The following is an 18,216-nucleotide window of genomic DNA, read 5'->3' as shown; positions in this document are numbered from 1 at the left end:
CTCGGTGAATACTTCTGGACTACTCAGGCGACCTGACCCTCGCCCCACAATTCACCGCGAAAAGCGCGATGACGAACGGAGGCAAATAGCGCGTCCAGTTCTAGATTCTGGGAGCGCTGAGCATCTCTCACCGCCAAGGCGGCTCGTACCTTAAGTGAAAATTCCTCCTTCAGAGCAAGCGGAGGGTCGATCAACGCGATCGACTCGAAGCGCGATTTGCTCACAAGTCCCTTCATGCCACCGGTCGACTTCTCCAACACCATCGATTTGACCAAGCGGAGCAAAAAATAATAGAAGAGAGGATTCCCATCGGAAGGAGTGAAGGCATTGATTTGCTGATTGAAGGCCACTTCACGGTCCGCAATAGCAACATTTCCAATACTGGAAGGACTTCCCGCGATGCAGGTGACAAGCAACGAGCCAGGGCCGACGAATCGCGCCTTTCTCATTCCGACCTCCGAGAGTCGCTCGGATGCTTCAGTCAGATAAATCGCGTCACGGCGGATATTGTCAGACTTGATCCACTCAATCCGCCCCCCGTAATTTTCAGCTTGGGTCCGCGAGGGCGTATTTCCCGTGACAACCCGACCCAGACTCCCGAGTCGCTTCCTTTCCCACCCCCGAGAATTAGTCGCTGGATTCCCAAACATGTCTCGAAAGACGGACTCAGTAAGGTCATCGAGTAGCGCGATGGCCTGTCGACGCTTTGCGTACAGTGCGTCAATCCTATCCAGCGCAGCGGCAATCTGGCGCTGCCTCGGAAGCGAGGGAACATCCACAGGAATCCGACTCAGATCCCTGATAGAAACACTCGCCTGGTTCACGGCCCTCTTAACATTGGGGAGAAGCTTCGCGCGAAATCCTGAGGTTCGGAGAAGGTGCACCGCATATTCAGGCGCAAGGCGACTGGGATCGCATCGCAGGCAGAGCAAATTCATGCCATGAATGAGTTGCTTCGGCTCCCCCTCGTAGAGGGCACATTTGCCGACATGCTCAACACTATTGATATGACTAAAGAGAATATCTCCAGCCCGAAGCAGCCATTCGTCTGCGACTCCTGGGATGATCCCGGCATAGCCAACTCTGCTTGGGTCAACAATCGATTTCGAAATCGTTTCAATGCGTGTGATTGGAATCCCATCACCCGACTTATCTTGCCGAACATTCATTCCGTTGCGAATCAACAAGAAGAGCTCACCCAGAGGCACCGCGGTCATCCAAGCATCCCTTTCAGCTCGCTCATTCCCTGCTGAATCTCCGCCTCGATGCGGGCAAGTTCTTCCAGGATCTCGGTTGGTGTTCGGTGCTCGACTTCTTCGTAGACAACTTCCTTGTAGCGGTTGAGGCTCAGGTCGTACCCCTGGGCCTCAATGTCCGCCTTGGGAACGCAGAAGCTCTGCTCAGTCCGGCCGCGCTCCTGCTCGGTCCCATTCCGGAGCTGCCAGCGACGGAGAACGTCAGGGAGGTTGTTTTTCTCGTGCTCGGCCTGAGTCAGTTCACCCACTACCGGGATGGGGCCGAGCTTGCCCTCTTCAAGCAACGGGGCGCGCTTGTCGTCAAGACTCCAGCCGTCTGCGGTGACCTCGTAGAACCAGACGTTGTCTGTGCCGCCGCTGTTGGTCTTGGTGAAGAACAGAATCGCCGTCGACACCCCAGCGTAGGGCTTGAATACGCCACCCGGCAGCTTCACCACGGCGTCCAGCTTGTGATCCTCGACAAGGATCTTTCGTAGGTCCTTGTGGGCCTTGGTCGAGCCGAAGAGCACGCCATCCGGCACGATGACCGCAGCACGGCCACCCGGCTTGAGCAAGCGGAGGAAGAGCGCCAAGAACAGTAGCTCAGTCTTCTTCGTTTTGACGACAGCCTGCAAGTCCTTCGCCGTTGCGTCGTAGTCCAGGCTGCCCGCGAACGGCGGGTTGGCCAGGATCAATGAGTACCGTTCCCCTTCACCGGCCGCGCTCTCAGCGAGCGAGTCGCGGTAACGGATGTCCGGGCTCTCCACCTCATGCAGGAGCATATTCATCGACCCAATTCGCAGCATGGTGCTGTCGAAGTCAAAGCCGTGGAACATGCTCTCGTTGAAGTGCTGACGCTGAACCGGCTCCAGCAACGCCTCGTGGTGCGTCTGACTGACGTACTCCGCCGAAGCGACAAGGAAGCCCGCCGTGCCGCAAGCCGGGTCGCAGATTTCGTCCTTGGGTCCTGGCGCCGTCATCTCCACCATGAGACGGATAATGTGCCGAGGCGTACGGAATTGTCCGTTGTGCCCCGCCGTCGCGATCTTGCCGAGCATGTACTCGTACAGGTCGCCCTTGACGTCCCGATCACCGAGTGGGATCTCGTCGAGCATGTCGACGACCTTTGTCAGCAGGTTCGAAGTAGTGATCGTGAACCGTGCGTCCTTCATGTGATGGGAGTACGTCGAGTTCTCGCCACCAAGATTCCGCAGCCAGGGGAAGACCTCGTCCCGCACCAGAGCGAGCATTGTCTCCGGCGCTTCGTTGGTGAAGCGCGACCAACGGAACCGGCCCGTCTCGGCGGTGTAGATCGGGTGCTCGATCGCCAGACCCGTCCGGTTGGCCTTGTTCTCCTTCGCCTTCTGAAGGTCGTCCAGGCGGCGAATGAACATCAGGTAGGTGATCTGCTCGATCACCTCCAGCGGGTTCGAGATCCCGCCCGACCAGAAGGCGTCCCAGACGCGGTCAATCTTGCTCTTCAGCTCACCCGTAATCACAGCCCGAAGGCTAGCGGACCCCGCTGACAACTCACACGGAGTCCTGGGCAAGGTCGCAGCCCTACCCCCGAGCCGGCCGCACCGCAGCAGCACGGTTCGTGCCAACCCTGACAAGCACCTGGAGAGCTTTACTCCTCGGACTCGCGCGTGACAACGTCGAAATGCCGCTCCGGTGCAGTGCCCCGAGACGACCGCCGCTAGCGCCGCTGCGGCACGGATCGGGCCGACTGCCCCTGACGGGCGGACTTGTCGCGGGGTGACCGGACCCCCGTGTACGCGTCTCCCCCAGGCTGGCCCGCCCCCCGACGCACCCCAGGACTGTGCACTCACTCGCCGAGCGGCCGTGGATCAACCGTCGGTGTAGGCCGAGCGGCTGCGAGAAGGTAGCGTGCGTGCGTAGCGCCGTGGCGAACGTTCTCGGCCATGCGCCTTACGTGTATACCGCAGAATGGATGACGTAGGTGCGCCCGAGTGCGATCGGGTGTGGACGTCGACGCGGTCCTTCGGTCCGCTCCGTCCGCTCCCGCCGCCTTCAGGCCGGCGCACCCGAGTGACGGCGTAGGAGAGAAGCGATACCTGTGAGCGCAGCGACAACGCGAAGCCGCACCCCCGACCGCCTGTGTGCCGAGGCCGTCGACCTCGCCCGCGCCGCCGCCGAGGAGGCCGCCGCGCCCGGTGTGGTGGGGGAGCACTCCGGACTGGTCTCCGAGGGAGACCGGGTCGTCACGCACTTCTTCGAGTGCAAGGAGCTCGGGTACCGCGGCTGGCGTTGGGCGGTCACGGTGGCGCGCGCGTCCCGCGCGAAGATCGTGACCCTGGACGAGGTCGTGCTGCTGCCCGGTCCCGACGCGCTGCTCGCCCCGGAGTGGGTGCCGTGGAGCGAGCGGCTGCGCCCCGGCGACATGGGGCCGGGCGATCTGCTGCCCACCGGCGCCGAGGATCTGCGCCTGGAGCCTGGCTACTCCGGCGAGGACGAGCCGCCGCCGGCCTCCCCGGTCTCCGAGGAGATGGCGGAGCTGGTCGAGGCCGAGGACGCGGAGGTCACCGGGGGCACCCCGGCGAACCTTCCGGTCGTCCCGACCCGCGGCACGATCGCGTCGGTGGCCGAGGAACTCGGCATGCGCCGCTCCCGGGTCCTGTCGCGCTACGGCCTGCACATCGCCGCGGACCGCTGGGAGGAGGCGTACGGCGCGAAGACGCCGATGGCCCAGGCGGCCCCCGCGTCCTGCGTCAGCTGCGGCTTCCTGCAGCCGATCGGCGGCTCGCTCGGCCAGGCCTTCGGTGTCTGCGCGAACGAGTTCTCCCCGGCCGACGGCCGCGTGGTCTCCCTCGCCTACGGCTGCGGAGGCCACTCGGAGGCGGCGGTCATGCCCAAGCCCCCGGTCCCGCCCCCGCCGGTCATCGACGAGACCAGGGTCGAGCCGTTCCCCCTTCGACCGGCGGCGGACTCCGGCTCCGTGCCCGCGGTGGCAGAGGAGGACATGGCGGAGTTGGGGCACTCGTAGGGCAGCCTCGGGGTGCGGGAGCGCGGGTACCTCCGCCTGGCGGCGACGAGCACGCCCGGCTGAAGGCTCAGCCTCCATCATCACGATGGTCCAGTCCACCTGCCACTGACGCCGTATCACGATCGGCTGAGGGCTTTTACCGGAGGGCCGGAGGAAGGCAAGTCCTGACTATCTAATGGCACATGACGGCCAATCAGGAGGCGTCATCTCCGAGGCTCTCCACCGTGGGCACGTCGTCCAGGAAGAAAGTCTCCGCCAGGTAGCGCGCTTGAGCTGTCCGGCGCTGGTACGCAATCTCCTGGTCGACACCAGACTGCGGCCGTGGACTTGTCGGAATGGCCTGCAATTTCTGACTCAGTTCAGTGCGCATGCCGCGAGCAACCATCACCAAGAGCCCGTCGGGGGCTTTATTGATCTGCTCATAGACGGTGCCTACCAGCAGGATCTCGTCGTCAACGTGCTCAGCAACGCGTCGCCACACCTGGTGCCACTGATCCGCGGCAATCAGTTGACGTAGCGGTTCGGCTGGCAGGTCATCCTCCATAGTTACAGCCCGGACAACCTCACCGCGTCGCTCGCTGACCTCGGTGTGCGCTGCTGAGGCGATCTGCCTCAACCTGCGTGCCGGCGCTGCGGCGTAGGCATCGGGAATAGCTGAGCTCAGTCGCATGGGGATCCTCACTGCCCGACGTACGGCCGCTGTGGGCAAGCATACGGAGCTGTCCACCTCCGACTGGCGGCTCACCCGCCGTCGTCATGGTGATCCAACCGGCCCGCCATTGACGCCGCCACGGTGTACGCGGGGTGCCCGTCCAACCGGCGACGGGCCCGGTTGTACCGCTGGGTGGTGCGCGGATCCTTGTGGCCAGCGGCGTCTTGGACAATATGTAGCGGAACACCCTGGTCGAGGGCGTCGGTGATGAACCCGTGCCGCAGCACGTGCGGGTGGATCGTGTTGGCCTGCGGCAGGTCAGCCCGCTTGGCCAGGCGGCGCAGCATCTTCCACACCTCAGGCTCGCGCAGCCGGGCCCCAGTACGGGTGATGAACAGAGGCCCCTCCGTCCGGCCTGCCAGGTAGCCGTCAAGGGCGTCGACTGTGATGGGCGGCAGCGGCAACTTCGTTGTGAGACCGCCCTTCTTGGTGGTGGTCAGCGTGCGGTGGCCGCGGTCATAACCGAGGGAGGACACGTCGGCGGACAGTGCGCCGTCCACCCGCAGGCCGAGGGTGTAGAGCAGCAACACCAGAGCGTATGCACGGGGCGATAGCTCCCAGGCAGCGGCTATCAGTCGCGCCATCTCTTTCTCGGTCAAACCCTCGGTTGCGGAGTGGTCCGGGTCGATCGTCGGCCGATCGACGTCGGCGAAGGGGTTGCGGTCGGTCGCCTCGATGCTGATCGCGTACCGGTAGAACGAGCTGGCGGTGGAGAGGGCGTGCGCCACGCTGGTCGGTGGCACACCGGAGGTTTCCAGGCTTCGCATGTATGCGTCGGCGTGTGGCCGGCGTGCAGCCATGGGGTGGGTGTCGATGGAGCGGCAGAAGGCCTCCCAGTTACGGAAGCCTCGGGCGTAGGAGCGCCGGGTGTGCGCGGAGCGCTTGGACATCAGCCAGGCTGAGACGAGTCGAGGCAGGTCGTCCGAGTAATGGATCTCCAGGGTGGTTCGAGCCTTCTCGGCTTCCTCGGATTCCACCGCTTGTGCGGTCGCCACCGATGCAACTGCCGTGCTCAGTAGGCTTGTTGACGGCTCATCCACAAGCGGAAGGATAACAGTGATTATCCTTCCCTTGCTGCGACAGATCACCGAGCATCGGAGGCAGGTGGGCAACTATTCGGCCGTGCTCGATCGTCCTTCGGGTATGGCACACCCAAGCCCCGAACCGTCTCTGCCCTTGCGTGCATGGCCGTACTGCGGTCACGGCACCACCCCGGAAGATGCGGTTGGCTGCCGTGGTAACCACGTCCCCGGTCACGCTGCATGCCTCGTCCACCTGGCCGACCCCGACCGCGACGCCTACCTGGCCGGCCTGACGCCTGGCGCTGACATTGACCACCGCGGCACGTCCTTCACCGACCCCATGCTCGATGCCCTCCTTCATGCGCTTCGCGACCCCGCAACCGGACACGCCCACTTGGGCGAAGCCAAGTTCAGCTCGGCGACCTTCGAGGGTCGCGTCGGTTTCGAGGCGGCGATTTTCGAGGGCGCCGCGTCGTTCGACTCAGCGACTTTCAAGAACGTCGCGATGTTCAAGTCAGCTACCTTCAAGAGCGTCGCGTCGTTCCACTCGGCAGTTTTCGAGGACACCGCCGGGTTTGAATCGACGTCGTTCGAAGACGTCACCCGGTTCGATTCGGTGACCTTTGAAGGCTCCGCACGCTTTCGGTTGGCGACCTTCAAGGGCGGCGTCGGGTTCCAGTCGACGACCTTCAAGGGCGGCGCCGAGTTCCGGTTGGCGACCTTCGAGCGGGGCGCCTGGTTCCACTCGGTGACTTTCGAAGGCTTCGCAGGGTTCGCGTCAGTCACCTTCAAGGGTGCCGCTGGGTTCGGGGCGGCAACCTTCGAGCGCGATGCCTTGTTCGTGTCGGCGACCTTCGAGAAAGCAATCAGCTTTGGGCCGTTGGCATGTGCCAGGCGGGTGCTGCTGTCCGGCGCGACATTCGGCAGCCCAGTGACCCTCTCGTTTGCTGCGCAGCGCCTGGAGTGCCGTCGGACTCGCTGGACCTCCACGGCTGAGGTACGCCTGCGCTACGCCACAGTGGACTTCGCTCATGCGGTTTTCGAGTACCCCCTCACCATCGCTGCGGAGCCCGATCCCTTCGTTCTCGCCGACGGCCAGCAGTTGGCAGAGACTTCCCTCGCGAGTGCGTTTGATCCTGTGGTGAAGTTGGCATCGCTGCGCGGCGTGGATGCGGCCCACCTGGTCCTGGCTGACATCGATCTGTCGAGATGCTTGTTCGTCGGCACAGTCCACCTGGACCAACTACGCCTGGAAGGCGCATGTACGTTCGCCACCGTCCCGCCCGCCGTGCACTGGCGACGTTGGCCTCCCGTACGGTTCACCGAGCGCCGCACCCTCGCCGAAGAACACCACTGGCGTGCCAGCCAGCGGGGGGCGGTCCGAGGCTGGAACGTAGCCGTCCTCGGCGCCGGACGTGTCGGGCCGTTGCAACTGGCGCCTGTGTACCGAGCATTGCGCAAAGCGTTCGAGGATGGCAAACACGAGCCCGGTGCCGCCGACTTCTATTACGGGGAGATGGAAATGCGCCGTCACGCTGGCGACATCCCCGGAAGCGAGCGAAGGCTTCTGACCGCTTACTGGGCCCTGTCCGGCTACGGTATGCGTGCTTCTCGGGCTCTTGCATGGCTGGGCGCCGCCATGTTCGTCACCATCGTGCTGCTGATGGGTTTCGGACTCCCCCAGGACTCTCCACAGCAGGAAGCGACCGGCACGGTGCCGCCCAGCGGCGGCAAGGTCACCTTCCAGATCGACAAGGCTGATCCCCGCAACCCCACAGGCAATCGGTTCACCGGCGTGCGCTTCGAGAAGGCCCTGAACGTCACACTCAACTCGGTGGTTTTCCGCTCTGCGGACCAAGACCTGACCACCGCTGGCACCTACATTGAGATGACCTCCCGCCTGACGGAGCCCGCTCTTTTGGGCCTTGCGGTACTGGCCATCCGCAGCCGCGTCAAACGCTGACCCACCGGTGTCTGACGTCCTGTGAACCGCTGTGATCTTCGCGGAGCTGCGCACGCGACGACCCGAAGGAGACCGCTCCTGAGGCTCTTGCAACCCTCTGCGGAGCCCGGAGCACCCACACACAATCCTGGCGCCGGCTGTAGGTCGCCGTCAGTACGATGTTCGTCACCTTCATGGTACTTGTGATCGGATGACCAGTGACCGACCTGCTTGCCCCGCTCAGTCCTGACCAGCTGCTGTTGCTTCACACCATGGCCGACCCCTACATCAGGACCGGCAACTGGCCGACGTGGTACTTCGTCAGGGAGACCCTCAACCGTGAGGAGGGCCTGGACGCTGACGAGCTGATCCAGTCCCTGCCGCAGTTGAAGGTTCCGATGAGCACGGCGACCTATGGCCTGGTCTGGTACCCCCTCACCGGCTACATCCAGGACGAAGAGAAGCCAGCCCTGACCGTGGCTGCTGCGCTTCATGTTCCATCGCTGATGGCCGTCATGGCGCACCCGTTTTTGAACATCCTGCGGAAGCTGGTGGAGATCTATCGCGCCGCCCCTCTGGAGCCAGACAAGGTCGTACGGGCCACCTACACGGCCGAGTTGATCAAGCAAGCAGTGCCATCAATCAGCGACCAGTTTGTGGCTCGGTTGCCAGAGATCCTGACTCACGAGCCGCCCACCTGGGGCGGTTCGAAGTGGACTGAGGACGGCGAGTGGATTCGAGACCTGGGCCGCAATGTCTCTCGCTACGCAGGTATCAACGATGTGAAGTCGTACGTGGCCCGGGTGACGGAGCTGATGCCGGAACCGGTGGTGATCGGGGGCGGGCCTGTGCACACCGGCCCCAGTCTTCGCCTTCCGCAACCGGTCATCGTGCGCCAGCTGCCCGCCTCCGTGACGGGCTTCAACTCGGAGCCGGAGAAGTCGCCTGCACCTGAGCCGCATCCCCCGGCCCCCGTGTACGTCGACACCTCGCTGATCGAGGAGTTGGAGGACAAGCAGGACACCACCCCGTGGGACGTGATCAAGCTGATTCAGCTCATTCGCGAGCTGAACAGCAACTTCGCGGCCCAGAACCCTTACTCCTGCCTCGCGTTGCTGAGGGCGATCCTCGACCACATTCCGCCCGTGCTCGGAGTGCCTGATTTCAAGCAGGCGGCGAGCAACTTCAAGTGGGGACAGACGGACGGGGCGTTTGCGAGGCAGTTGAGGGACTCCCGGACGTTGGGGGACGACGCTCTGCACCGGCCTATCGGCAAGAAGCCTGACCAACTGGGCATGGAAGACGTACCACCTCGCAGGTGGCTGAACCGGGTTCTGTGCCACGTGATTGACGCCCTGTGAACAGGTCTCCCGCCGGATGAAGCGGGAGACCTTGCGGCCTTACGCGGCTGCGGGCGGCTCCTCGTCGTCCGCCGGGGGGACCACCGGGGGCGGCCGCTCCTCGGTCTCGTCCGGTTGCGGAGCCTCGTCGTTCTTCTTGGTCAGCCGTTCCCATGCCTCAAGCGCCTTACGGGCGGATTCGAAGAGGTCGGGGAGCTGGTCGAGCACGCCCTTGATCACATAGAGCAAGAAGGTGACCACGCCAGCGACGGCGAGAATGATGATGATGGCGGTGCCGTCCACCGATCCTGACCTTCCCTGTCATGGGTCGGATCGGGTGCGCAGGCAGCCTCGATCCGAACCCTCACGGTTCGGACCGAGACATCTGCATAGACGCGGACGCGGATGTTCTCGTTGTGGGCGACTTCTATCCGCCCCAATTGGTTCTGAGTGTCCTGCTCAGCCCATGTGCCTCACCGGGACCCCTGCCTGCGTCTAGGCGAGGGTTGGCCCTCAACCATGCAGTGGTGCCGTGAGCCCCACATGCGCGCGATGTTCGTCGCGAGACAGGCAGGCCATTCCTGGGCAGTGGCTGGCTTGGACCCCAGCCCACCGCAATCCAGGGTAGCTCAGGCAGCGCAAGGAAGTCCCACCTCTGTCGAGTTTGGATAGAGCTGATGGATGCTCAGGTGAGCCGATACATCACCGAGCATGAGCGTAGCGATGGTGGGGGCAGGTGCAGCGAGGGACGAGCAGGAGGCCGTGGCCGTGGGGGAAGGGAACATCCTGAGTCTGTCGACACTCGTCGTGCAGATCCTCGTAGCCCCGCTGCTGGGCCAGTGCACACTCCGGGGACATGGTCGAGGTATCGGCGGCCTGCGCGATCACCTGAACGTCCCTCCGGTGCTGGCCGCGTTGAGGGCGCGGGCGCGTTCGCGCATCGCTTGCAGACATTCGTCTTCGGTGGCGTCGCGGACGTGTGCCGGCTCGGCGTCCCATTCACGTCCACCGGTCACCGGCCGGAGCTGAAGGTAGGGGCCCTCGTGCCCCATGACGTAACCAAGCCTGTCCCGCATGGTGTCGACGACCAGGGCGTCCTTGTGATGTTGCATCATTCGCGGTCCCCACTTTGGAGAGCTTGTGCCAGGCATACGGCGACGTCTGCCCGGACGCGCCCCAGCTCGACGAGCTTCAGGTCTGGGTTGGCGAAGTCTGCGCCCAGCGACGGCAGGACGATCCCCGCTCGGTCCAGCGCTGCCCGCAGGGCTTCGACTGCCTCGTGAGGGTCGGTGTCAGGCGCATTGCGCCAGTCGGCTGTGTTCGTGGGCATGAACAGGACCGTAGGAGCCGGGCAATGGCGCCAGCCATCCAATGTTCTCGAATGTTCTCGCGCTCGGGCTCATTGTTCTCTTGTGGTCTCATGGCGTAGCGCACACGCTGTAGTACGTGACTTCGGACCTGTCGATGCTGGGGGCGGCACACCTCTACTCCGAGGGAGACAACCATGGCCCGACGACTGCGTTTCAACGGCACCGACAGCAAGAACGGTGGATGCCCTGCCGTACATGAGGACGTCGAGTCCGGCGAGATCATCGTGCAGGGCCCGCCACTCACCGAACCCGCCGACCTCGCCCGCCTGAAGCACTTCGGTCCCAACGACGCGGCGGTGGTCGTGCCACGCGAACTGCTCGTCAACCACGGCCCCAAGGAGCTGGAGCGCGTGCCGGAGATCATCGCCCCGGACGAGTTCGGCCAACTCTTCGGCACCTTCGAGCACACGGCCTGGCGTCTGGAGACTCGGCGCGGTTACGCCTCCGATCGCGAAGACCCCACCTACGCAGAGTTCATCGAGACCGGCAGCATCACCCTCGACTACGACGACGACTGGTCCAGGAACATCCGCACGCAGACCCTCGCCGGGAAGTCGGTCGGGCGGGTCCGGATCGTTGACGAACCGCCGACCGAAGGCCAGCTGTTCCTCCTCGCCGACTCGCCCCGGAACATGGCGGCCGGAGAGGACATCCGCTGCCTACTCCGAAGCCAAGCCGAGGCCCGCTTGCTGGGGAACGAGGACTTCTGGATCTTCGATAGCCGTATGGTTGCCCGCCTCAACTTCGACGAGGAGGACGTGTTCCACGACGTTGAGATCATCACCGAGCCCGCCGAGGTGCTGAGGTACGTCCAGCTCCGCGACGCTGCAATGCACGGCGCCGTCCCCTGCGGCGAGTTCGCCGCCCGTCTGAACAAGAATTGATGAGCCGCCGGTGAGCACGGACTACCAGCAGGCCCGGGAAGCGCTCGGCGTACGTCTCCGGGAACTACGCCTCTCGGCCCACGGAGGACGGCTCACCGGCCCGCAACTCGCCCAGCGGCTCAGCTGGCCGCACTCCAAGATCTACAAGCTGGAAAACGGCAGGCAGACCGCCACGCCCGAAGACCTCCGAGCTTGGGCGGACGGCGTCGGACGACCCCAGGCCTTCGACGAACTGGACGCCCGCCTCAAGGGGTTCGAGTCCCACATCCGCTCCTGGCGTCGTCAACTCGCCGCCGGGCACAAGCCGGTGCAGGACAGCTGGAACCTGGAGATCGACCGGACCACGGTCATCTACACCTGGGAAGAATCCGTCATCCCCGGCATGTTGCAGACCGCCGATTACGCCCGGCATATATTCCTGCGGTACGCGGATCTTCAGAACTCGGTGCGCGACACCGATGCCGCCGTCCGCTCCCGAATGAGGCGCCAGGAGTGGCTCTACCGGGCGGGGCGGAGGCTGCACGCCCTCGTGTGGGAGGCCGCCCTGCGCGCTCTGCTCTGTCCGCCACCTGTTCTCGCCAGCCAGCTCGACCGCCTCGCCGGCATCATCGGGATGGATACTGTGGAACTCGGGATCATCCCTCTCGGAGCGTCGCTCAAGGTCCCCCCTGCGAACGGCTTCTGGGTCCTGGACGAGCGGCTCGTAATCACCGAGGACTGGCACGCCGAGCTGTGGCTGAACGACTCGGACAGCATCGCCACCTACCTGAAGGTCTGGCGCACCTTAAAGGAGTCTGCGGTCTACGGCTCCGACGCCCGCAGCCTCATCAACGCCGCCCGTCGTGCTCTGAACCCCCGTTGACAACCTGGTCGTCAAGGTGCGGGTGTGGCCGGGGGAGCCGAATCATCGTCGCTGCTGCTGCTGGCTGGCTGCGGCTGCTGGATGCCTTGCCGACTGGGCCGTGTGACAACAGTCCACGTGCCTTTGTTGGCGATCTTTTTCACCGACTGGGCGATCTCCGTAAGTTGCCCCTCTACCGTCTCGCGGTTGTAAGCGCTGTACTGCCAAACGCTCAGGTCAACTACGTATTCAAGTGGCTCTACTGCGCCGAAGGGACCGGTCGCCTCGACCCGAAAGGTGTAGACGAGCGGAAGGCCGTGTGTGGGGTCGAGCACGTTAAAGGCTACGTCCAGGTTGTAGATGATGGTCCGGCCAGGAGGAATCGATTTGATCTTGCGCGCGATGACCCCGGCAAGAGCCTGCTCATACTCGGTGCCGAGACTGCTCCGGAGAGGCGGGGAGACGTACAGTTGCACGTCACGCGCCATGGTGGGACCGCTGTTGGTGATGCTCAGGCAGATCATCGAGGAAGTCGGACTTCGCGGCGCGATATCTACGATGACGTAGGGCTCTGACTGCTCGCGTCGAACCTGTTTGGCCAGCCGTAGCTGAAGGTGGGTGTAGGCCACTGCCAGTGCGCTCACGAGTAGCGCCAGGACCGCAGTGGCCAGGGTGACGTTGTCACGCGTCAAGAGATGGGGCACGGAACTGACGTTAGCCCGCTGCGGCCCTGCGTGAGGGTCCATACCCGGCGCTACGCTGAAGGGAGTTGGCGTACGAGTCAGTTGGTGTGATCGGGGTGCCGCGCATGGCGATAACCACAGACGAGAGCGACCCCCACGAGGAGAACGACGGCATATCCCAGCAGCGACCGTCTCGTCGACAGGATCAGCCGTCGCCGCCTGCCCTGCTCGACGTGATGGAACTGCTTGACTGCTCAGCCACGACCCGTCGGTTCACTAGGAAGGTCCTCAGAGAGCTACTGCAGCTACGTGACGCCGGCGCTCCGCAGCAGCAGGTAGTGCAGTCCGCGGGTGAGGTCCGCAACATCTTTATCCAGGGCTCCGCAGGTGTTCAAGTCGGCGCCATAACGACCACGCCGAGCCTGGCCGCGCAGCGACAAAAGTTCCACTTCGAGTTCCTGAAGCAAGCGATGAAACAGGCCGAGTGGACCTTCCGCCTGAGCGTGTACTTCATGACCGCCGGTGCGGTAGTCATCCTTGTGGGGGCGGTTCTGGCGCTAATCCATGCGGGCAGCTCCAACGGCTATGTGCCGCTTGTGACGGGCCTGTCGGGCGTCTTGATCACGACCGGGGGTGGCGCGCTCGCGCTGCACTCTAAGCGCACCATGGCGAACCTCACCAAGGCTGCCGAGGTCAATGAGGCCAAGATTGACGCTGATCACCAACTGGAAACTGCGACGACTTTTATCGACCGCGTTGAAGACAAGGACGCCAAGGACCGTCTCAACTCCGCAGCTGCTCTCAAGGCGTTGAACATCCAGCCTGACGCCGACACGATGTTCAACCGTCTGCTGCCCGGCGACCAGTCCAGGGAGAGCCCCGGCGAGCCGGCCGACTGACCGAAAAGCCCCGGAGTGTCAATCTCCGAGGCTTCCGCACGTTCAGACGGGCCCGCCGGACAGCACCCCGAGGGCGCCCATTACCGCCAAGCACAGCGTCATGACTCCGATGAAGGCTCCGCCCGCGAAGAGGACCGCATCACGTTTGCGCGACCCTGGCTTGTGGACTGAGCCAGCCGACAGCGCGGAGAACAGGAGGCAGATCACGAAGATCAGCACCTTGACACCGATAGAAAGATTCAACGGCCCGAATACCTTTGCCGAGACGAGAGCCGGAATTAACACCTTGATTCCCTGCAACCCTTAACTCAGAGCAAAAAAGATTGCAGACACAATAATGGTGCAGACGACCCCCAAGGCAAACAGGTAGAGATCTCGCTTGACCCCCTGCTTTTCTCGCTTCGATAGACTCTTATCCATCAAATTGACGAACTCTCGCGCGGCTTCAGGCTCAACGGATTCGAGATTCTTGATGCGCTCGCTCAGCTGCTGTTCGCTGTCTTTGAGTGTCGACAGTTGTGATTCAAGTTCAGCAATTGCCGATTTTCGCGAACCCAGGGCAGACTCCATCTCCCCAAGGGCGCGATCGACTTCATTTGCTGCCTTTCGAGCCTGCTCCGTAAGATTTTCCACTTTGGCGGCATAGCCCTCCGGCGAACTAATTGGAGGCTCTCCGTTAACGGAGAAGGTGCCGACTGGCGTACGAAGCCTGTAACTCTGATCACGGGAATCCCAGACCAATCGAAAGCCAGGTAGAGTAACTTGCAACGAGTGAAGCGTCCCCGCACGCAAGCGGCGAAACACCACAATCAAGGCTCCAACATATCCAGCACCAATGGTGACGGCCGCAGCCACTAGAAGCAGTGTATTGGGGTTCATTCGCCCTCGTTTTCTATATGTGCAACGAACGTTCGAGCCGAATGGTGGGAAGGCGCCGCTCGGGCCCGTGCACCGCATAGTAAGGGCGGCCCTGTTGGCGCCGGGAGCCCTTCGGCGCAAATCCTTCGTAAGCCCCTACCGCCCCCGTATCGGGTTGATGCCGATGGACCGCAGCCCCTGGACGGCATCCTTCACCTGTCTCCGCGCCATCCGCTTCCGCGGCTCGTCGTCCGTCTCGTCCGCGAGGGCCAGCTGATACACAGCAGTTCGATACTCCTCCTGCAGTCGCTCCCGGCGCTCGAAGTAGGGGTTCCTCATGAGAATCACGCGACCCGCTCTAACCGGCCCCGGTGGCGTGCCAGGTACGCAGTCGCTGGGGGCCGCAGTAACGCCCAACCTGCCACCTTGCACGCGTTCTCAGTCCTGCGTACCTCGCGCTCCGTAGCCCGGATCCGGGCCTTGGTCTCCATGGTCTTCTGCACGTCGCCGGGTAGCTCCGCCAACCGCACACGACGGCGGGTCAGCCACGCTTCTAGGTGCGCCCGGTCGTGCTCCACACGGGCGTCGTCGTAGGCCTCAATCAGGTTTTCTCTGCTCTGCATGGTCTACCCTTTCGTGAGTTGCTCCGAGGTAAGGCGCGGCATTCCGGGATAACTGTTCCTTGCGGTCGGGGTAGGTCATCCGGCTCCTCTGAAGCGGAGTGATGGTTCGGGAGAAAGGTCCCGGGCGCACGTCTTCTCACACGCCCGGGAGCTTTCTTCACGCCCACCGGTCGTACGTTCGGCCCCAGGCCGTCACGATGTCGGCGTCACTGACGCCAGCCGCGGTCACAGTGCCCACATCACCCTGGACGGCATTCGACAGCTCCACGGCCGGGCGACGCGCATTGCTCAACTTGAGCTCATCGGTGACGCTCACCAGGTACGAGCGGAGCGCCAGCCGCACCACCTGTGAGGCGTTCATCCCCTTGTGCTCGGCGGCCCGGTCCAGGGCGTTAGAGAGATCCACCGTCATCCGGATGTTGCGATTCTTTTCGAGTGCCATAGCCATTCCCTTTCCTTGTTTCCACAATTCTGTACCGCAGCGCAAAACAAAACAAGCCCGGGAAATAGCCCCATTTCGACATTGCCGAAACGAGACCTTCGTAATAGGCAAAGCGGCCGCAAGCCATTAAACTGGCTTACGGCCGCTACTACAGGGCCTTTATCTAGTTGGGGACCCGGAACACCCTTAGATAACGCCTACGCGAATTACAGCAAGAATCCGCAGCGGAGCAACACCTCCGCCAACCCCGGGTCATCGGCCGGTACAAACCTCTCCAGCCGCATCCCCCTGTACACCCAGACACCCGCCAGGTTGGGGCCAGGGACGACACGCACCGTGCCTCCCCCGTACTCCAGCTCGAACACCTCACGCCAGCCCACGCCCGGTAAGTGGGCCTCTACCTGCTGAATCATCGCTTCGCCTCTCTACGTTTGGTCACTTTTGGATGCCGGTGGTTGCCGTCCATTGCGGCTCGACCGACAACGGCCTGCGAGGTCCAATCACCCGGTCCTCCTCCGCCAGCAGCATCGACCTGCCGGCCACGGAGCACGTCGCTGTTGCTAGACCGGTCCCCGCAGTTCGTCTCAGCTCATTCCGCCTCAGAACCTTGGCTGCAGCCTCTTCCGCAGATCCACCGGTAACCCTGCAAGGCGTATCCGGCACCGGCCCATGAACGCTTCCAGGTCTTAACGTGCCGTCATGTCGCCGCCGGTCTTCGCGTCTGTGCATCCGAAGTGCGTCCCAGTGCATCCGGGACGCACTCGTGAGTCAGTGCGTCTGTGCAACCAGTGCGCCCCCCCTTTAGGGGGGCGCACTTACGGACGCACTCACAGTCAAATCAGGGCTTCCGGGACCAGACGGTGAAGGGTGGAGCGCTTCGGCCCCGGAATCGTCTCCACCATCCCGGCGTCCACCAGAGCGGCCAGGACACTGCGGCAAGCCGCTGTGTTGCCACCAACAACGGCGTGCACCGCGCGGCCAGACAGAGGCTCGGGAGCGTTTTGTAGAGCCTTCAACACGGCGCCCTGGAGCCCCTGGAGCTTCCCGGTCCTCGCGTCCTCCTCCTTGTGCTCCGCTGGGGGATAAAGGCGCACCGTGGCGTGCCGTTCGTCGTGGGACTCCACCACCAAGTCGGCGAACCACGCGAGGGAGCCGGACCGGCCCGGCAGTGCATGCCTACGGAGCTGCGCGGGCCGGTCCTTTGATATCCGGACACGGGTGCGCCCGGTCATTCCGATGCTGATCGGCGTCTTGACCTCCAGCACATACATGGCGCCATTCAGACCGTTCAGCTTGTGCGCGGAGCCGATGGCGTACCGGCCCCGGTTGTCGGACGCCTTCACCACATGGTCCAAGGCGACGACGGCAGCCCCGGCTTGCACCATTGGCCGGATCAGCCGCTGGGTGAAAGCCGGGATGTCGTCCAGCTTCAGCGGGTCCAAGCCGAAGACGCTCATTGCCTCCGTGACTCCGTCGATCACGGCCAGCGTCGGGCGCGCGTGCCGCAGTTGTTCCACGAACGCCGCCGCGTCAATGTCCGTGGGCTTGCGCTCAGGCCGGACGTACAAGAACCGGGCCGCCACATCCGCCGGGTTGGCACCGAGCACCAGGAGGCGCCCGACGACGCCGGCCGCGTCATCCTCGAAGTCGACATAGACCACGGAGTTGCCGCGGTCTATCTCCTGCCGACAGGCGTGGAGGGCGAACCAGGTCTTCCCTGACTCCGACTCGGCCGCAACCCAGTGTGTGCGGCCCGGGTAGAACAGGCCGACGCCGTCAGTCCGGTGCCCGACAGTGGGGAGAATCGGCTCCGCTGTACCGTCCAGGATCGCGGTCAGGTCCACCGCCTCCCATGAACTGCGGGGAACGGGTAAAGGCTCCGCCTCCGACTCCACGAGGCGTTCGAGGTCCTCCGGTGTCATCTGTGCCGCCTTCTCTTTTGCGGCCCGTAGTTGTGCCTTTGTTAGGCGCGGCATTGCCACGTATCCTTTCCTTGAGTCGTTGCATGTCCGCAGCCAGGAAACCCCCGGGTGTAGGATTCCCGCCCTTCCCGGGGGATTTCTTATCCCCTACGGTCGTACGTGGCGCCCCATAGGCGCGCGAGATCTGCGTCAGTTGCTCCGCCCCCGTCGGAGACGAACATGTCCCGCTGAGTCGGGTTACTCAGCTGTGCCGCCTTCCTCCCCTTGTTGTCCATCTGGATTTCCACGGCGGTCTGCGCCAGGTAGGCCTTAAGAGCACGGCGGACATATTCCGAGGGTTTCACCTCCTTGAATGCTGCGGCTTCATCCAGGACATCGGCCAGTGTTTTGGACATGCGAACATTCCGGGTCACGCTCAGGTCAGACATGGCATTTCCTT

20 protein-coding genes are annotated in these 18,216 nt (G+C 63.6%); 6 read left to right on the top strand and 14 right to left on the bottom strand.

What is annotated here, in order from left to right; all coding sequences use genetic code 11:
* Positions 1–23: 23 nt before the first annotated feature.
* Entirely contained in the window at positions 24–1,217 is a 1,194-nt protein-coding gene (locus tag ACIRPX_RS16135; protein WP_404194062.1) for a restriction endonuclease subunit S, read from the bottom strand.
* Complete coding sequence (locus tag ACIRPX_RS16130; protein WP_404194059.1) at positions 1,214–2,734, bottom strand: N-6 DNA methylase; 1,521 nt, start codon at positions 2,732–2,734, stop codon at positions 1,214–1,216. Before ACIRPX_RS16130 ends, ACIRPX_RS16135 begins: the two co-directional genes overlap by 4 nt.
* Before the next feature lie 578 nt (positions 2,735–3,312).
* On the opposite strand from ACIRPX_RS16130, the gene ACIRPX_RS16125 reads away from it, so the two are divergent.
* Positions 3,313–4,239 (top strand): DUF3027 domain-containing protein, encoded by a 927-nt coding sequence (locus ACIRPX_RS16125; protein WP_404194057.1) that lies wholly within the window; start codon positions 3,313–3,315, stop codon positions 4,237–4,239.
* A 193-nt stretch (positions 4,240–4,432) separates the two neighbouring features.
* Here ACIRPX_RS16125 and ACIRPX_RS16120 read toward each other — a convergent pair whose 3' ends face one another.
* Both ACIRPX_RS16120 and ACIRPX_RS16115 read right to left on the bottom strand, forming a co-directional pair.
* Positions 4,433–4,783 (bottom strand): hypothetical protein, encoded by a 351-nt coding sequence (locus ACIRPX_RS16120; RefSeq protein ID WP_404194054.1) that lies wholly within the window; start codon positions 4,781–4,783, stop codon positions 4,433–4,435.
* A 197-nt stretch (positions 4,784–4,980) separates the two neighbouring features.
* Positions 4,981–5,928: a tyrosine-type recombinase/integrase gene (locus ACIRPX_RS16115; protein WP_404194052.1), complete on the bottom strand. Its 948-nt coding sequence runs from the start codon at positions 5,926–5,928 to the stop codon at positions 4,981–4,983.
* A gap of 166 nt (positions 5,929–6,094) precedes the next feature.
* Here ACIRPX_RS16115 and ACIRPX_RS16110 point away from each other — a divergent pair, with 166 nt between their 5' ends.
* Both ACIRPX_RS16110 and ACIRPX_RS16105 read left to right on the top strand, forming a co-directional pair.
* A complete protein-coding gene (locus ACIRPX_RS16110; RefSeq protein WP_404194271.1) occupies positions 6,095–7,936 on the top strand; it encodes a pentapeptide repeat-containing protein in 1,842 nt (613 codons plus the stop codon).
* Positions 7,937–8,133: 197 nt separating this feature from the next.
* Positions 8,134–9,276, top strand: a complete 1,143-nt coding sequence (locus ACIRPX_RS16105; RefSeq protein WP_404194050.1) for a hypothetical protein — start codon at positions 8,134–8,136, stop codon at positions 9,274–9,276.
* Between the two features lie 39 nt (positions 9,277–9,315).
* Here the strand turns inward: ACIRPX_RS16105 and ACIRPX_RS16100 are convergent, their stop codons facing one another.
* From ACIRPX_RS16100 to ACIRPX_RS16090, 3 genes are all read right to left on the bottom strand, one after another.
* Positions 9,316–9,558 carry a hypothetical protein gene (locus tag ACIRPX_RS16100; RefSeq protein WP_404194047.1) on the bottom strand — a complete coding sequence of 81 codons (243 nt, stop codon included), beginning with the start codon at positions 9,556–9,558 and terminating at the stop codon, positions 9,316–9,318.
* Between the two features lie 581 nt (positions 9,559–10,139).
* The gene (locus tag ACIRPX_RS16095; RefSeq protein WP_404194268.1) at positions 10,140–10,367 is read right to left on the bottom strand and encodes a hypothetical protein; all 228 of its coding nucleotides are present in this window, start codon (positions 10,365–10,367) and stop codon (positions 10,140–10,142) included.
* Complete coding sequence (locus ACIRPX_RS16090) at positions 10,367–10,585, bottom strand: hypothetical protein (RefSeq protein ID WP_404194045.1); 219 nt, start codon at positions 10,583–10,585, stop codon at positions 10,367–10,369. The genes ACIRPX_RS16095 and ACIRPX_RS16090 overlap by 1 nt, the downstream gene beginning before the upstream one ends.
* 174 nt (positions 10,586–10,759) lie before the next feature.
* Between ACIRPX_RS16090 and ACIRPX_RS16085 the strand changes: the two genes are divergently transcribed.
* Positions 10,760–11,509 carry a DUF6879 family protein gene (locus tag ACIRPX_RS16085; RefSeq protein WP_404194042.1) on the top strand — a complete coding sequence of 250 codons (750 nt, stop codon included), beginning with the start codon at positions 10,760–10,762 and terminating at the stop codon, positions 11,507–11,509.
* Positions 11,510–11,519: 10 nt separating this feature from the next.
* Positions 11,520–12,371: a helix-turn-helix domain-containing protein gene (locus ACIRPX_RS16080; RefSeq protein ID WP_404194039.1), complete on the top strand. Its 852-nt coding sequence runs from the start codon at positions 11,520–11,522 to the stop codon at positions 12,369–12,371.
* Positions 12,372–12,382: 11 nt separating this feature from the next.
* Here the strand turns inward: ACIRPX_RS16080 and ACIRPX_RS16075 are convergent, their stop codons facing one another.
* Positions 12,383–13,054: a hypothetical protein gene (locus ACIRPX_RS16075; protein ID WP_404194037.1), complete on the bottom strand. Its 672-nt coding sequence runs from the start codon at positions 13,052–13,054 to the stop codon at positions 12,383–12,385.
* A 104-nt stretch (positions 13,055–13,158) separates the two neighbouring features.
* Between ACIRPX_RS16075 and ACIRPX_RS16070 the strand changes: the two genes are divergently transcribed.
* Positions 13,159–13,932, top strand: a complete 774-nt coding sequence (locus ACIRPX_RS16070) for a hypothetical protein (RefSeq protein ID WP_404194035.1) — start codon at positions 13,159–13,161, stop codon at positions 13,930–13,932.
* Between the two features lie 42 nt (positions 13,933–13,974).
* Here ACIRPX_RS16070 and ACIRPX_RS16065 read toward each other — a convergent pair whose 3' ends face one another.
* From ACIRPX_RS16065 to ACIRPX_RS16040, 6 genes are all read right to left on the bottom strand, one after another.
* Positions 13,975–14,232 carry a hypothetical protein gene (locus tag ACIRPX_RS16065; protein WP_404194033.1) on the bottom strand — a complete coding sequence of 86 codons (258 nt, stop codon included), beginning with the start codon at positions 14,230–14,232 and terminating at the stop codon, positions 13,975–13,977.
* A 3-nt stretch (positions 14,233–14,235) separates the two neighbouring features.
* A complete protein-coding gene (locus ACIRPX_RS16060) occupies positions 14,236–14,787 on the bottom strand; it encodes a hypothetical protein (RefSeq protein WP_404194031.1) in 552 nt (183 codons plus the stop codon).
* A gap of 159 nt (positions 14,788–14,946) precedes the next feature.
* Positions 14,947–15,138 (bottom strand): hypothetical protein, encoded by a 192-nt coding sequence (locus tag ACIRPX_RS16055; RefSeq protein ID WP_404194028.1) that lies wholly within the window; start codon positions 15,136–15,138, stop codon positions 14,947–14,949.
* 432 nt (positions 15,139–15,570) lie between these two features.
* A complete protein-coding gene (locus ACIRPX_RS16050; protein WP_404194026.1) occupies positions 15,571–15,855 on the bottom strand; it encodes a hypothetical protein in 285 nt (94 codons plus the stop codon).
* A gap of 833 nt (positions 15,856–16,688) precedes the next feature.
* Positions 16,689–17,831 (bottom strand): AAA family ATPase, encoded by a 1,143-nt coding sequence (locus ACIRPX_RS16045; RefSeq protein WP_404194265.1) that lies wholly within the window; start codon positions 17,829–17,831, stop codon positions 16,689–16,691.
* 86 nt (positions 17,832–17,917) lie between these two features.
* Positions 17,918–18,205 carry a hypothetical protein gene (locus ACIRPX_RS16040; RefSeq protein WP_404194024.1) on the bottom strand — a complete coding sequence of 96 codons (288 nt, stop codon included), beginning with the start codon at positions 18,203–18,205 and terminating at the stop codon, positions 17,918–17,920.
* Positions 18,206–18,216: the final 11 nt, after the last annotated feature.

This window comes from Streptomyces sp. NPDC101225 (assembly GCF_044767585.1).
GTDB lineage: Bacteria > Actinomycetota > Actinomycetes > Streptomycetales > Streptomycetaceae > Streptomyces.
The sequence above is the reverse complement of the archived record's forward strand: the minus strand, read 5'-3'. Positions and strand labels throughout refer to the sequence as shown.

Coding starts and splice junctions, on each gene's coding strand:
- ACIRPX_RS16135 (WP_404194062.1), bottom strand. CDS start 1,217: ATGACCGCGGTGCCTCTGGGTGAGCTCTTCTTGTTGATTCGCAACGGA.
- ACIRPX_RS16120 (WP_404194054.1), bottom strand. CDS start 4,783: ATGGAGGATGACCTGCCAGCCGAACCGCTACGTCAACTGATTGCCGCG.
- ACIRPX_RS16110 (WP_404194271.1), top strand. CDS start 6,095: ATGGCACACCCAAGCCCCGAACCGTCTCTGCCCTTGCGTGCATGGCCG.
- ACIRPX_RS16095 (WP_404194268.1), bottom strand. CDS start 10,367: ATGCAACATCACAAGGACGCCCTGGTCGTCGACACCATGCGGGACAGG.
- ACIRPX_RS16090 (WP_404194045.1), bottom strand. CDS start 10,585: ATGCCCACGAACACAGCCGACTGGCGCAATGCGCCTGACACCGACCCT.
- ACIRPX_RS16085 (WP_404194042.1), top strand. CDS start 10,760: ATGGCCCGACGACTGCGTTTCAACGGCACCGACAGCAAGAACGGTGGA.
- ACIRPX_RS16070 (WP_404194035.1), top strand. CDS start 13,159: ATGGCGATAACCACAGACGAGAGCGACCCCCACGAGGAGAACGACGGC.
- ACIRPX_RS16050 (WP_404194026.1), bottom strand. CDS start 15,855: ATGGCACTCGAAAAGAATCGCAACATCCGGATGACGGTGGATCTCTCT.
- ACIRPX_RS16045 (WP_404194265.1), bottom strand. CDS start 17,831: ATGCCGCGCCTAACAAAGGCACAACTACGGGCCGCAAAAGAGAAGGCG.
- ACIRPX_RS16040 (WP_404194024.1), bottom strand. CDS start 18,205: ATGTCTGACCTGAGCGTGACCCGGAATGTTCGCATGTCCAAAACACTG.